Source organism: Xanthobacter pollutisoli, from assembly GCF_040044995.1.
Taxonomy (GTDB): domain Bacteria; phylum Pseudomonadota; class Alphaproteobacteria; order Rhizobiales; family Xanthobacteraceae; genus Xanthobacter.
The window spans coordinates 76,818-91,142 of sequence record NZ_JBDZDP010000006.1; the positions used below are offsets into that span (position 1 = coordinate 76,818).

The following is a 14,325-nucleotide window of genomic DNA, read 5'->3' on the forward strand; positions in this document are numbered from 1 at the left end:
GAACGGGCGGCCCGATGGGGCCGCCCGCGTCACGAGCCGTTCAGCCGAGGCTTACCACTGGTAGCGCACGCCGCCCTTGGCGCTGCCCGCCGTATAGCTCTCGCCGAACTTCACGTCGGCGTTGACGAAGCCGTTCCAGCCGGAGTCCTTGGCGAAGACGTTCATCCCGACGCCGAGCTCGCCGAACAGTCCGTCGAAATTGTCGCCGGTGCTGAAGGGCACGCCCGGATTGAAGATGGTCACCGCATTGTCGCCGAGGAACTCGTACCAGAGCCGGCCGGTCAGGCTGGCCTCGACCCGGTAGGTGGCCGCGTCATACACCTGACCGCCGACCCGGGCGCCGATGGCGCCGCGCAGGCTGTCGTTGTTGCCGAAGTCGACGATGGTGCTGGGCACCAGGGCGAGGTCGGAGATGTTGGTGTTGACGTAGCTGAGGGTGGCCAGGGCATCGACGAAGCCGGTCGCGCCCCAGGTGTAGAAGCGGTAGCCGGTGTCGAGCGCGAAGCCGAGGTTCCGGGCATCCGTGGACTGGCCGAAGTAGCCCACCCCGGCGAGGGACGGGGCATCGTAGTCCATGGAGAGGAAGTCGGCCTTGAACAGGGCGTCGAAGTACCAGTTGCCCGTCAGGTAGGTGGCATAGACGCCCACCGTGCCGCCCGAGTAGGTCGCCGAGGTCGGCGAGCTGTCGAAGGACAGGTCGGATCCCACATACCCGCCGAGGACGCCGAACACCACCGCGTCGTTGCTGGTCGCCACGTTCTCCTTGCCGAAGTCGATACCCGCCATGAAGCCGTAGATGTTCTGGCTGTAGCTGGTGTCGAACCCGTAGACGCTGCCGAGAGCGGAGAAGCTGTTGGAGGCGTCACGCGAGGCCCAGCTGCCGACCACCTTGCCCCAGATGCCGGGGGTGACGGAGGCGGGGGCGCCGGGCACGGCCTTCACACCTTCCTTGGTGACCAGCGGCGTGGTGGTGCCGCGCAGGTAGGTGCGCAGGTCGGCCTGGCGGTCGAGCCACACGCCGGTGGTCTCGTGCCAGATGGCCTGGGCGCCGGTGACGAGCTTGGGCAGCTCGAACACTTCCTGGTCGGGCAGGCCGACGAGGTACTGGTCGTTCCCGATCACCGCGAGGTCGTAGAAGAACAGGCCCTTGTCGATCACGCCGCCGAACTTCGGAGCGTAATTGGCAGAGTTGGGGTCGATGATGAAGCTGCCCGGCAGGGTCGTTCCCGCCGCGCTCTGCACGTCCACCACCAGGATGCCGGCGAGGTTGAAGGCGCCGGGCCCGGCGTTCACGTCGTTGATGAGCAGGCTGGTCTGCCCGGTGGTCACGAGGCCGGCGATCTCGACCCCGTTCACGTCGAGGCCGCCCACCGCCAGCACGTCGGAGGTGGAGCCCGGCGCGCCGAGGAAGCTGTCGATCCCCACCGTGCTGTTGCCCACGCCGTTCCAGGTGCCGCTGACGTAGGTGACGTCGCGGGCGCCGTTGAAGGCGATCTGGCCGGGCACCTCGTCGATCATCGTCAGCAGGCCCGCCTGGAGGAAGAGCGGGTCGCCGTTGTTGAAGGTTTCGAGGCTGTTGAAGGCGGTGGTCTCGGCCACCGCGCCCTGCAGCGCCGTGATGACACGGCCGGAGTTGTTCACCGTGTCGGTGCCGGCGCCGAAGAAGTTGGCGCCGACCGTGACCCAGGTGTTGGACGACAGGTTGTTGAACACGTCGTCATTGTCGGTGAGGCCGATGCGGCCGACGATGGTGCCTTCGTTGGTGATGGTGGTGGCGCCGCCGTCGGTGTCGATGACGATGTCGCTCGCCGCCACGATCAGGCCGGGCAGGTTGTTGCCGCCGGTGTAGCTCCAGGAGCTCACCAGGGCGCCCGAGCCCACGTTGATGGCGGTGGCGTCGTCGCTCTGGATGGAGATCACCGCCTCGGGCCAGCTCTTGCCGGAGCCGATGACCGCGGCATTGGTGCCGACGTTCACCGTGGCGATGTCCGCGGAGAAGATGCGGATGCCGTTGCCGACGCCGTTCGTATCCGCGTCGCCGCGCACGAGGGACGAGGCCCCGGTGGTGATGGTGACGTTGTCCCACCCGCCGGCGCGGATGCCCTTGTCGTTGCCGGAGCTCACGGAGAGGCCGCCGGTGGTGACGGTCACGTCGTTGCCCGGGCCAAAGGCGAAGTTAGTGGCCGTGATGGCATCGTCACCGGCGAAGATGCGGGCGCTGGTGGCGGTGTTCACGAACACGTCGCCGCTGCCGGCGGCCTTGCCCGCGACGACACCGTCGCCGCCCGCCTCGATGAGGCTGTTGATGCCAGTATTGACGGTCACGTCGCCCGAGGTGGCGATGGACTGCGCCTCGATGCCGGTGGTGCCGGCCACGATAATGCTGTCCACGCCGGTGTTCACCGTCGTATTGCCGGTGCCGAAGAAGTGCCCGGCGAAGATGCCGGCGTTGGCGATGATGCCAGTGTTCGTCCCCGTCTGCACCAGCACGTTGCCGTCGCCCAGCGACTTGGTGGCGATGATGGCGAAGTCGGCGGCGGTGATGATCCGGCTGGTGGCGAGCTGAACCGTCACGTCGCCGGTGCCGAGGAGGCTGTTGGCCTCGATGCCGTTTGCGGTGGTGGAGAAGACGCTGTGGTTGGCGTTCACCGCCACCGCGCCGTCGCCGCCCTTCAGGATGAAGATGCCGTTGTCGACGGCGGTGATCTCGGCGTTGTTGGTGACGTTCACGTCGCCGGTGGTGAAGGAGGCCGAGAGCACCTGGATGCCCTCGTCGCCAGCGGAGATGATGCCGTTGGTGACGATGTCGATGTTGCCGCCACCGAGGTGGGCGACCGAGATGCCGTCGTCACCGGCGTTGATGATGCCGTTGGCGGTGGTGGTGATGGCGATGGGGCTCTGGCCGATGGCGATGGCGAGGATGCCGTCGCCGCCAGTGGCCGCCTGGCTCAGGCCGCCGATGGGGCCGTTCACGTCGATGGTGGTCGGTCCGTCGCCAAGCTTGAAGGTGAGGATGCCGATGCCGTCGGACTTGATGGAACCGCCCGCGTTGATGTTCACGTCGATGGCGCCGTTGCCGATGTTGGCTCCGACGATGCCGATGGTGGTCGCCTGGACCTCGGCGTTGACGTTGGCGGTGGCCGTGCCCGAGCCGATGGTGACGGCGGCGCCGCCCACGGCCGGGGGATCGATGATCGCGTTGATGTTCAAGGTGGCGTTGCCCGCGCCGCCGCCGATGGCCGCCGCGCCGATGAGGCCGCCGGGGGCCACCGTGACCTTCTGGTTGACCGTGACATCGACCGCGCCGCCGGTGTTGATGCCGACAACGCCGGCGAGCGCCGCGTTGACCGTGCCGTCGGTCACCACCGTCACCGAAGTGCCGGCACCGATGTTGCCGCCGAACACGCCGATGCCGCTGGCCGAGGTGACCGCCGCGAGGGTGTGCACGTCAACCGTGCCGCCGTTACCGATGGAGAGCGCTCCCACGCCGAGCAGGTCGCCGGTGACCGCCGCATCGGTGAGCACGGTCACCGTATTGTTGTTGCCGAAGGCGAGGCCGGCGACACCGAAGCCGTCCGCCGAGTCCACCGTGGAGAGGGTGTGGATGTCGAGGGAGCCGCCGTTGGCACCGAGGATGCCGCCGACGCCGAGGAGCCGGCCCGCGACCGCCTGGTCGGTGGTGACGGAGACGGCGTTCGGACCCGCGCCGATGGCGCCGCCGAACACGCCGAAGCCGTCCGCCGAGGTCACCGTGTCGAGGGTGTGGACGGTCACCACGTTGGTGTCGCCCAGCGCCAGAGCGCCGACGCCAAGGTAGCGACCGGTGACCGCCTTCTCGGTGGTCACGTCAATGGTGTTCGAGCCGATGCCCAGCGCCGCCACGCCGAAGCCGTTGGCGGAGTTCACGATGTCCTTGGTCTCGACGGTGAGGGTGCCGCCCGTGCCGCCGATGATGCCGCCGACGCCGAGCAGGTCGCCCGAGACTTCCTTCTGGGTGGTGACGCTCACCGTGTTGGCGCCGGTACCGATGGAGCCGCCGAGCACGCCGAAGCCGGAGGCCGAGGTCACCTTGGCCAGCGTTTCAACCGTCACGGTGGTTCCGCCGCCGCCGAGGTTGAGGGCGCCGACGCCGAGGAGATCGCCCTGCACCTCCTGCTCGGTGGTCACCGTCATGGTCTGGGCGGTGCCGATGCCGAGGCCGGCGACGCCGAAGCCGTCGGAGGAGATCACCTTGTCCTGGGTGAGGATGGTCAGCTGCGAGCCGGTGCCGCCGATGAGGCCGCCGACGCCGAGGAAGGCGCCGTTGACCTGCTCGCCGGTGGTGACGTTCACCACCGAATTGTCGCCGATGCCCGCGCCCACCACGCCGGCCCCGCCGGAGGTGATGGCGGCGGTGGTGGTCACGTCCACATTGCCGTTGGCGCCGATGGAGAAGCCGCCGACGCCGAGGATGCCGGCATTGACCGAGGCGGAGGTGGTGACGTCCACGGTGTGGTTGTCGCCGATCCCGCCGCCGAGCACGCCGATGCCGTCGTTGGTGATGGCCGCCTGGTTATTGACCAGAACCGTCTGGGCGATGCCGGTGGTGTTGTCGCCGATCACCACGCCGCCGACGCCGAGGACGCCGCCGGAGATGGCGCCGGTGTTCTTGACGTCCACCTGGCCGTTGTCGCCGATCACGAGGCCGGCGACGCCGACGCCCTGGGTAGTGATCGCGCCGGAATTGGTGAGGCCCAGCGTGCCGCTGTCGCCGCCGATGATGCCGATGACGCCGCCGATGTCGGCGTTGACCGCAGCCTGGTTGTTCACCGTCACGGTGTGGCCGGTGCCGATGCCGATGCCGGCCACGCCGATGCCGGAATTGTTGCCGATGGCGCCGGAATTCTGCACGTCCACCGTGGTGCCAGTGCCCGTGCCGATCGCCACTCCGGCGACGCCGAGGAAGCCGCCGTTGATGGCGCCGGAATTGTCCACCGAGACGTTGGTGCCGAGGCCGGAGCTGTCGAGGTCGATGGCTGCGCCGAGCACGCCGATGCCGCCGGTCTGGATGGCGCCGAGGTTGGTGACGGACACCGTCTCGGTGCCGGTGCCATCGCCGATCACGATGCCGCCGACGCCGAGGACGCCGGCAGAGACGACGCCGAGGTTGTTCACCGTCACGTCGTTGCCGTTACCGACGGCGACGCCGGCCACGCCCACCGCGAAGTCTTCCACCACGCCCTTGTTCTGGACGTTCACGTCGAGGCCGGCGTTGTTGTCGCCCACCTTGACGCCGAGGATGCCGGCGATCGGGGTGGTGCCGACGCTGGATTCCACCGAGGCGTTGTTGTCGATGTCGACCTGGCCGTTGCCCACGTTGAGGGCAAGAATGCCGACGACGTCCGCGTCGATGCTGCCGGAGGTGTTGGTGGCGGCGGTGCCGTTGCCGATGGCGACCGAGGCGACGCCGATCAGCGGCGGGTCGATCACGCCGGAGAAATTGACCGTGGCGTTGCCGTTGTTGGAGATGGCGCCGACGCCCACGAGGCCGCCGGAGGCCACCTGGACCGTGCCGTTGGTGGTCACGGTGGTGTCGCCGCCGGTGTTGAAGCCGAGCACGCCGCCCATGGTGCCGGAGACGCTCTCGGTCTCCACATTCACCGTGCCGCCGGTGCCGATGGAGCCGGCGATCACCGCGAAGCCGCCGGTGGCCTCCACATTGTCGTTGGCCTCGACATTGACCTCGTTGCCGGTGCCGATGCCCACCGCCAGGATGCCGGTGCCGTTGCCGGCGGTCACGTCGTCGTCGGTCTCGACATTGACGGTGGCCTTGCCGGTGCCCACCGCCGAGTTCCAGGTGGAGGGGTCGGTCGGGTTGAAGCCGGAGAGGTCTCCGACGCTGGCGGCCATGGCGAAGATGCCGTTGCCGGACGTGCCTTCCACGTCACCCGACACGTCCACCGTGGTGTTGGCGTTGCCGTTCAGGCTGCCCGAGAGGGCGAAGATGCCGTTCGAGCCGCCGGTGATGTCGGCGCTGCCCTGGACCGTGGTGGTGGCGGTCTTCGGTCCGCCGCCGAGCGGGGCGGTGATGGCCGAGGCGAAGATGCCGTCGCCCGTGCCGCCCATGATGAGGCCGCCGTTGGCGGTGACGGTGGTGGTGGCGTTGGTGCCGTTGCCCGCGAGGCCGATGGAGCTGGCGGTGGCGCTGATACCCGTGTTGCCGCCCTGCACGAAGGTGTTCATGGTGGTCACGTTGGTGACCGCCGGCGTGGCGACCGGCCCCACTGCGAAGCCGACCGAGTTGACCGACATGCCGTTGCCGGTGCCGCCGCTGTAGAAGCCACCCATGGTGGTGACGTTCGCGGTGCCGCCCGTGTTGACGACCAGGCCGTTGGTGCCGCCGCTCACGAAGGCGGTGGGCAGGGAGGAGTAGGTGACGCCCGTCCCGGCCGTCAGGTCGATGCCGTCGCCGGTGCCGCCGCTGGCCGATCCGCTGAAGCCCACCATCGAGATGCTGAGCAGCGAAGTGTAGACGATGCCATTGTTGGAGCCGGTGAAGGTCGCGCCGGTGTTGTTGCTGGTGATGCCCAGCGCGGACGTAATGCTCATGGCGTTGCCGCCGGGCGCGGTCTGCACCGTCGCCCCGAGGGGCGCGTTCACCGTTACGGCGCGCAGGTCGTTCAGCGCGAAGCCGTTGGCATCATCGCCCGAGCAGGTGACCGTGACGGTGAGAATGCCGGCCGACGAGCAGGCCGCATTGGCCTGGCCCGGCTGGATCACGCCTGCGAGTACTGTCGCGAGTGCCGAGCTGAGGAGAAGTGCCTTCATGCGCCCCCGGCTCACCGAAGGATGCACGTGCGTGCCAGACAGGATGGTGCCGCCCGAAAGGACCATCTTCACCCCCAGGTTCAGCAGGAGCCAGGCTCTGCCGCCTCATGTGCTTGCTTCCACTGCGCATGCACGCAGCCGTTTGCCGGGACGCGCATTGGCGCACCTTGCAACTCCGGCGAACTTATCGGGGGGATGCAATCGTCTCTCCGCAGAAGACGAATCTCTGCTGCTCAATAAACGAATTTTGTCACATTCGCGGCAAGTGTGGCGAATTAGCCATATATTGCTGTAATTAAATGATTTCAGAGTGATAGCTGATTTTCGCGGCTGTTTGCCGGTCCATGATACCGCCTTACAGCGCAAAATTGGCCAGTATCAGTGACGGTACTATAATAACTATCATTGCATTTACCGTCTCTTTGCCTTGATCTTTAGTCCGTCAGGGGTGGCGGCGGGCTCTGAGATGCGAGAAAACGACAAGTCTTCGCACTTGCAATATTTCAGTATTGACTGGTCAAGTGCGAAGCCGACTCAAGCTTCGACGGGTCTGCAAAGGCACGAGCACCCTACGCGCGGTGCGGTTGGACAGGTCGATTCGGAGGTCAGCATCATTGCGGCCTCGCTCATGCATATGGCTGTTATTTGTGCAAACGTGCGAGATGCGGGCACGTTGGGTATTGTTGCCGCCGAGGAGGCTTTGATTGTCGCTGCCCGCGCCAGCGAATCCTCCGATGTGGTCTGGGATGGCGGCGCGCCCCGTCAGTTCGGCGCGGGCACCAGCCTGGTGGGAACCCTCGCAGGCCGCGTCGATATCCGCCTGTCGCCCGGTGAGGCGATTTTCGTCGTCGTTCCCCGGCAGGAGGTGGCGCTCACCGGGTCGGATCCGGCGCAAAGCCAGTTCTCAGGGGCGGGGCACCCGGCCCTGGACGTCCTGATGGCTCAGGCGGCGTGCCTCGTCGGCCGCAGCCTGCCGCCGCCCGTCGCGCAGGTGTGCGAAACCGGGCTTGCGGGCCTTCTCGCCGTCGCCATCGAGGGGGGCGACCACGAGAAGGCCCGGCTCGACAGCCGGGAACTGCTCTATCGCGAAATCCTTCTGGACATCGCCGCCAACTGCCGCCGCCATGACTTCGGCGTCAACCAGGTCGCCCAGCGCCACAAGGTGAACGTGCGCACCCTTCAGAAGATGTTCCAGAAACGTGGCACCACCTTGAAGGAGCACATCACCGCCACCCGCCTCCAACTGGCGCGCGGCGCGTTGCTGGATCCCGCCAACGCGGGGAAGAAGGTGTCCGATATCGCGTTCGAGGCCGGCTTCAACGACATTGCCACCTTCAACCGGCTGTTCCGCAAAAGCTTCGGCCGCCCGCCCTCGGCGCTGCGCACCCGCGCCGCGGACCCGCCCGAGGCCCAAAGCGCCTGAACACGGCCGGCTTCAGGGGGTGCCGCCGGCGCACGGCACGTCCGCCGCCTCGGTCGACGAGGCGAACTGCGCCCGATGGCGCTCCACCGCGGCGGCCAGTTCCTCCAGCACCGGGTCGGGAATGCCGTGGCCTTCCAACCCGCGACAGGTGGCGAAGAGATATTCGGCGGCCGAACCGATGGCGCCATGGGCCGTGGCGAGGCGGCGAATGACCTCTTCCGGCGGCAGGCCGCCCGCATATTGGGCGCTGGATCGGTTCGTGGTGAAGGCGATGGCGCTTCCGAATCGCTCGCCGTCCGGGGCATGCACGTCCAGCCATCGGGGCACGTAGGAGCCCGACAGCATCTCCCGCCGCCACAACAACGCCAGCTCCGGCTCCAGTTCCTCCTCGGCGATGCGGAAGGCGACGCCGGTGCAACTCCCCCCTTCGTCGAGGGCGAGGGTGAGGCCGGGATTCTCGCAGGTGCCGCGGCCAACCATCGTCGACAGGCAGAAGGCCCGGTGCCAGCCCTCGATGCGCGCTGTCCGGCATTCCTCGGTGCGGATCATCGGGTTCCAGATGAGCGAGCCGTAGGCGAAGAGCCACACCGGCCCGTCCGGCCGCAACGCGAGTGTCTCGCGCAGGGATTGGGCGCGCTCGGCCTCGGTCAGGACCCGCAGGCTTGGCGCGTCGCGGCGCACCAGCGCGTCGATACCGCCGGCCTCGATGAGTTCACGGGTAAGCTGCTGCGTCTTCATGGTCTGCATGATGTAAGCAGGAAACGCGCCAATTCCGAGCCCTGCAATCGCGTTTGGCTTGGCAGGAACCGGGATGTCATAATTGGGGTTCAACCCAGAACGCGGCCGCTCCTTTCAAGGTCCGGTGCGCGGAGGCAGCCCATCGCCGATCAAACCCGGGGGCGGGGAGATCGTGCGGCAAGCTGCTGCGGTAAGGGGCGCGGCATCCGTCGCGTCGCGGCCCGCGACAGGATGATCGACGAAGCTTCCGCATGAACGAGCCACTCTCCCGTAGCCCCGCCCCCAGGCCTCTGGTCGATCCTACGGCTTGCGATCGCGAGCCCATCCACATCCCCGGCTCCATCCAGCCCCACGGGCTGCTGCTTGTGGCCGATTTGCGCACGATGACGGTGGTCGGCGGCGCCGGCGACCTCGAAGGGCGCCTCTCGCCCGACTGGCTGGGCGCATCGCTCGACGCGCTCCTGGGCGTCGACGCCAGCGCCATCGCGCGCTCCGCTCCGATCCAGGGCTCGGCTCGCATCGGTTTCGTGGCTGGTCGGGGCGAGACCTTCGAGGCTTTGCTGCACGCGATGCCTCAGGGACTGCTGGTGGAGCTCGAGCCGGCCCCCGATGTGTCCCTCGGCGCCTCCGAGGTGCTCGCGGCCCTCGACGCCGCCGCGGTAAGCTTCGAGCGCGCGCCGGACCTTGGCAATCTCTGCGCCGAGGCCGCCGCCGTTTTCCGCAGGCTCACCGGCTTCGACCGGGTGATGATCTACCAGTTCCTGGACGACGATGCGGGCGTCGTGCTCGGCGAGGCGCGGGATCCAGAGATGGGCTCGTTCCTCAACCATCATTTTCCCGGCTCCGACATCCCGCGCCAGGCGCGGGCGCTCTATGTGCGCAACCGGGTGCGGGCCATTCCCGATTCGGTCTACGTGCCCGCGCCTCTGCGCCCCGAGAGCGCGGGGCTGGCCCGGCTGGACCTCAGCGACGTGGCCCTTCGCAGCGTCTCGCCGGTCCATCTGCAATACCTCGCCAACATGGGGGTTGGCGCCTCCGCCTCGGTCTCCATCGTCAAGGATGGCATGCTGTGGGGCCTCGTGGCCTGCCACCACCGCACGCCGCGCTTGCTGCCTTACGAGCTGCGCATGGCCTGCCAGTCCCTGGCGAGCAGCCTGGCGCGGCAGATCCGCGCCCGCGAGGAGGCGATGCAGTATCGCGACCGCATTCGCCTACGGGGCGCGGAAGATACGCTGGCCGACCGACTTTCCGCCGATGCGTCTGTCGAGGACGTGCTGGTCCGCCATGCGGACGATCTGCGCCGTGCCCTGCGCGCCGATGGCTTCGCCGTCGTGCAGGGGTCCACCGTGCATGCGAGCGGACGCTGCCCGGCCTCCGCATCCCTGCACAGGCTCGCGGAGTGGGTGGCGGATCGCTCGCCCGCCCGCGCCTTCAGCACCCATGCCCTCACCGGGGAGTTTCCGCAGGCCAGCGAATTCTCCGCGCTCGCCAGCGGGCTCGCCGCGATCAGCGTGCCCGGCGACGATCCCCTGGTGCTGCTCTGGTTTCGCGCCGAGCACGTGGAGGTGGTGAACTGGGCGGGCAACCCCCACGCCAAGTCGGCGGCGGGCGACGAAAAGATGGAGCTGACGCCGCGCGCCTCGTTCGAGGCGTGGACCCAGACGGTGCGCGGTCGGGCTCGGCCTTGGTCAGTGGCGGAGGTGGAGACGGTGTCCCGCCTCGGCCATGCCGTGCTGCAGGCGCGCCAGCACCGCCGCATCCGCGATCTCAACCGCCAGCTCTCCGCCACCGTGGTGGAGAACGAGCGCCTGCTGCAGCACAAGGACTTCCTCATGCGGGAAGTGAATCACCGCGTGCAGAACAGCCTGCAGCTGGTGTCCTCCTTCCTGCGCCTTCAGTCCCGACGCCTCGGCACCGATGCGGCGTCCGGCGCCCTCGCCGAGGCGGAGCGGCGGGTCGCCGCGGTGGGGCTGGTGCATCGCCAGCTTTATGCCGGCGAGCAGCTGGAATCGGTGGACCTGTCGCGCTACCTCATCGACCTGTCCGCCGAGGTGACGAGCTCGCTGGGCGCCGAGTGGCGCTCCCATATCCACCTCGACCTTGCGCCCGTGCTGCTGGCTGCCGACCGCGCCGTCCGTCTCGGGCTGATCCTGACCGAGCTGGTGTTGAACACCGCCAAATACGCTTATGGCGGCGCGCCCGGTCCGCTGCATCTCAGGCTCGACCAGCACCGCGACCGCTTCCGCCTCGTGGTGGCGGATCGCGGCCGCGGCAAGAGCGGCCAGCGGCAAGGGTTCGGCACCATCATGATCGGCGCCATGGTGCAGGGCCTCGGCGGTACCATCGAGGACGAGGACAACGCCCCCGGCCTCAGGACTACCGTCACAGCGCCCATCTTGCCGGCGTAAGCCGCGTCCGCCTCAGGCTGGCGCGCCATCGGGCGGGAAGGGCGTCGCCCGTCCAGGCTCGAGCACCACCAGCCGTTCGGGGATGCCGAGCGCCGCGAAAGCGGCGGCAAGCTGGGTGGCGCTCTCCTTGAAGTGCACCCATCCCTCGGTATGGGCCGCCACCAGAGTGGCCCCGGGAAAGGCGTTGGCGGTTTCCAAAGCGTCATTGGCGTCCATGGTGAGGTGGAACGCGCCGCGCGGCTCGGCCGACCCGGCGAAGACGATCACCAGCCTTGGCGAGAACCGACGTGCCACCTCGGCTACGCCCGCGTACCAGACGGTGTCGCCGGTGACGTAGATCGCGTCCCCGGGCGTCTCGATGCCGATCAGCAGTCCCGCCACGTCGCCGGTGATGGGCTCGATGCCCGGCGGGCCATGGCGGGCGGGCGCCGCGGTGACGAGCAGCCGGCCGTTGCCCGGCACCGTCAGCTCACGCGTCTCGAACGGCTCGAGGCCCACCGCATTGCCGTCCAGGCGCCCGGCCCCGGCGGGCGTGGTGAAGACGACGCCGGCTTCGGGCAGCAAGGCCCGGCCGGACGCATCGAGATTGTCCAGATGCTGGTCGTGGCTCAGCAGCACCGCGTCCAGCGGCAGAACGGCCTCGACCGGGAGGGCCGGCCCGCTGGTCTTCTCGAAGCGCACCGGCGCGGTGCGGTAGAGGCCGGGGGGATCGAAGGTCGGGTCGGTGAGAAGGCGGAACCCGGCGATCTCGATGAGCACGGTCGGCCCGCCGATCATCGTCAGGGTGATGGGGGCGGGGGCCGCCGCCACGGGAGCGGGTCCTTCAGGCGGGGTCGAATGGGGCGACAGGGTGTTGTGCATGGTGCGGCCTCTCGTTTCGCGGCGAGGATGGCGCCTTCCGGCCTGAGCGAAAATTCCCTATCTTCGCGCAATGGCTGATCGTTCACGCACAGCATTCGACTGGGAGGATGCGCGCTATTTCGCGGCGCTGGCGCGGTACGGCAGTCTGTCCGCGACAGCGCGGGCGCTCGGCGTCAACCATGCCACCGTGGCGCGCCGCATCGCCGGTCTGGAGACGGCGCTGGGCGAGCGCCTGTTCGAGCGTCGCGCCGACGGCTATGTCCTCACCCCGGCCGGCGCGGGCGCGCTGGAGGCGGTGGGCGCCATGGAAGCGGCGGCGGCGCGCCTGAGGGGCAATCCGGCGGATCGCCCGCTCGCCGGGCTGGTGCGCATCCACGCGACGCCGAGCCTCGCCGACGCTTTTCTGGTGCCGCGGCTGGCGCGGCTTACCGCGGAACTTCCCGCCGTCGACATCGAGATCATCGCCGAGCGGCGCGTCGCCAGCCTCGCCCGGCGGGAGGCCGACATCGCTTTGCGTCTCGGCGCGCCCAAGGAGGGCGAGGTGGTAGCGCGCCGCCTCGCCAGCATCGGCTTCGGCTATTATGCGACCCCCGGGCAGGCGCGCCGTCTGGCAGAGGGGGCGGCGCCGGTCTTCGTGGGCTTCGACGAGGCCAACGCCCATCTGCCCGAGGCCGCCCATCTTGCCCGCCATTTTCCCCGCGCCCGGGTGGTGCTGCGGGCCAACAGCCAGGTGACGCAGGCGCTGGCCGCGCGGGAGGGGCTCGGCATCGCCTTGCTGCCGCATTTCATCGGCGGCCAGGACGTGCAGCTCGTAGCCGTGCCGCTCGCACCGGTTGCGCCGACCCGCCCCCTGTTCGCCCTCACCAGCCCGCTGCCCGCGCCCGGCGGCGCGGTTTCGGCGGTGCGCGAGGCGCTGATCGGCCTCTTCGTTGCCGAGGCGCCGCTGTTCGAGGGCACGCCCGCGTAAGTCGCCCGCCCTTTCGCCGGCCGGTCGGCGTGCCTATCTGAGCACCTCGGGGGCTTTACGGGGACAAAAGAGGCAGGCCATGGCCGCGCTTTCCATTCTTGATCTGGTGCGGGTGCGGGAGGGCTATGGGCCCCGACAGGCGCTCGACAATGCCCGCGATCTCGCAGCCCAGGCGGAAGACTGGGGCTATCGCCGCTTCTGGGTGGCCGAGCATCACAACATGCAGGGCATCGCCAGCGCGGCGACATCGGTGGTGATCGCCCATGTGGCGGCGGGCACCACGCGCATCCGCGTCGGCGCAGGCGGCATCATGCTGCCCAATCACGCGCCCATGGTGATCGCCGAGCAGTTCGGCACCCTCGCCCATCTCTTTCCCGGCCGCATCGACCTCGGCCTCGGCCGCGCGCCCGGCACCGACCAGATGACCATGCGGGCGCTGCGCCGCTCGCTCACCAATGCCGATAATTTCCCGCAGGACGTGCTGGAGCTTCAGGCCTATCTCGCCGAGGCGCGCGACGGGCAGGCGCTGCATGCCGTGCCGGCGACGGGCACCAACGTGCCCTTGTGGATCCTCGGCTCCAGCACCTACGGCGCCCAGCTCGCGGCGGCGTTGGGCCTGCCCTACGCCTTTGCGTCCCACTTCGCCCCGGCCGACCTGCTGCCAGCGCTGGAAATTTATCGCGAGCGCTTCAAGCCCTCGGCGCAGCTCGATCGGCCCTATGCCATGGCCGGCCTCAACGTGATCGCGGCGGAGACCGACGCCGAGGCCCGCCGGCTCGCCACCACCCAGCAGATGTCGGTGGCCGACATCTTCCGCGGTGCCCGCGGCCTGTCGAAGCCGCCCATCGACGATATCGAGACGTACTGGTCGCCCATGGAGAAGGCACAGGCCGCGCGCTTCCTCTCGCGCTCGGTGGTGGGCGATCCCGTGCGGGTGGCGGACGGCATTGCCGCTTTCGTGGCCCAGACCGGGGTGGACGAAGTGATGGTGGTGTCCGACGTGTTCGACCACGACCGGCGCCTCGCGTCCTACCGCATGATCGCCGAGGTGGCGGGGGAGGGGGAGGGCGCCTCTGCTCCGGTCAAGGGCGCGGCGGTGCCGGAGCCCGCCACGCCCTGAC

General features: G+C 68.9%; 7 protein-coding genes. 4 read left to right on the forward strand and 3 right to left on the reverse strand.

Translation table 11 applies throughout. The features are described from left to right. Positions 1 to 51: 51 nt before the first annotated feature. Positions 52 to 6,807: an autotransporter outer membrane beta-barrel domain-containing protein gene (locus ABLE93_RS14000; protein ID WP_348840450.1), complete on the reverse strand. Its 6,756-nt coding sequence runs from the start codon at positions 6,805 to 6,807 to the stop codon at positions 52 to 54. Between the two features lie 466 nt (positions 6,808 to 7,273). On the opposite strand from ABLE93_RS14000, the gene ABLE93_RS14005 reads away from it, so the two are divergent. Beyond that, on the forward strand, positions 7,274 to 8,230 hold the full coding sequence (locus ABLE93_RS14005; RefSeq protein ID WP_348840451.1) for a helix-turn-helix transcriptional regulator: 957 nt from the start codon (positions 7,274 to 7,276) through the stop codon (positions 8,228 to 8,230). Between the two features lie 12 nt (positions 8,231 to 8,242). Here the strand turns inward: ABLE93_RS14005 and ABLE93_RS14010 are convergent, their stop codons facing one another. Beyond that, complete coding sequence (locus ABLE93_RS14010; RefSeq protein WP_348840452.1) at positions 8,243 to 8,977, reverse strand: gamma-glutamylcyclotransferase; 735 nt, start codon at positions 8,975 to 8,977, stop codon at positions 8,243 to 8,245. Between the two features lie 242 nt (positions 8,978 to 9,219). On the opposite strand from ABLE93_RS14010, the gene ABLE93_RS14015 reads away from it, so the two are divergent. Continuing rightward, positions 9,220 to 11,376 carry a histidine kinase dimerization/phosphoacceptor domain -containing protein gene (locus ABLE93_RS14015; protein ID WP_348840453.1) on the forward strand — a complete coding sequence of 719 codons (2,157 nt, stop codon included), beginning with the start codon at positions 9,220 to 9,222 and terminating at the stop codon, positions 11,374 to 11,376. A 12-nt stretch (positions 11,377 to 11,388) separates the two neighbouring features. Here ABLE93_RS14015 and ABLE93_RS14020 read toward each other — a convergent pair whose 3' ends face one another. Further along, positions 11,389 to 12,153 (reverse strand): MBL fold metallo-hydrolase, encoded by a 765-nt coding sequence (locus ABLE93_RS14020; RefSeq protein WP_348840609.1) that lies wholly within the window; start codon positions 12,151 to 12,153, stop codon positions 11,389 to 11,391. A gap of 154 nt (positions 12,154 to 12,307) precedes the next feature. On the opposite strand from ABLE93_RS14020, the gene ABLE93_RS14025 reads away from it, so the two are divergent. After that, on the forward strand, positions 12,308 to 13,204 hold the full coding sequence (locus ABLE93_RS14025; protein WP_348840454.1) for a LysR family transcriptional regulator: 897 nt from the start codon (positions 12,308 to 12,310) through the stop codon (positions 13,202 to 13,204). Between the two features lie 79 nt (positions 13,205 to 13,283). Continuing rightward, positions 13,284 to 14,324: an LLM class flavin-dependent oxidoreductase gene (locus tag ABLE93_RS14030; protein ID WP_348840455.1), complete on the forward strand. Its 1,041-nt coding sequence runs from the start codon at positions 13,284 to 13,286 to the stop codon at positions 14,322 to 14,324. Position 14,325: the final 1 nt, after the last annotated feature.

What these genes read in the sequence shown, in the direction of transcription:
- ABLE93_RS14030 (WP_348840455.1), top strand. Translation starts at nt 13,284, where the DNA reads ATGGCCGCGCTTTCCATTCTTGATCTGGTGCGGGTGCGGGAGGGCTAT.
- ABLE93_RS14020 (WP_348840609.1), bottom strand. Translation starts at nt 12,153, where the DNA reads ATGATCGGCGGGCCGACCGTGCTCATCGAGATCGCCGGGTTCCGCCTT.
- ABLE93_RS14015 (WP_348840453.1), top strand. Translation starts at nt 9,220, where the DNA reads ATGAACGAGCCACTCTCCCGTAGCCCCGCCCCCAGGCCTCTGGTCGAT.
- ABLE93_RS14005 (WP_348840451.1), top strand. Translation starts at nt 7,274, where the DNA reads ATGCGAGAAAACGACAAGTCTTCGCACTTGCAATATTTCAGTATTGAC.
- ABLE93_RS14025 (WP_348840454.1), top strand. Translation starts at nt 12,308, where the DNA reads ATGGCTGATCGTTCACGCACAGCATTCGACTGGGAGGATGCGCGCTAT.
- ABLE93_RS14010 (WP_348840452.1), bottom strand. Translation starts at nt 8,977, where the DNA reads ATGCAGACCATGAAGACGCAGCAGCTTACCCGTGAACTCATCGAGGCC.
- ABLE93_RS14000 (WP_348840450.1), bottom strand. Translation starts at nt 6,807, where the DNA reads ATGAAGGCACTTCTCCTCAGCTCGGCACTCGCGACAGTACTCGCAGGC.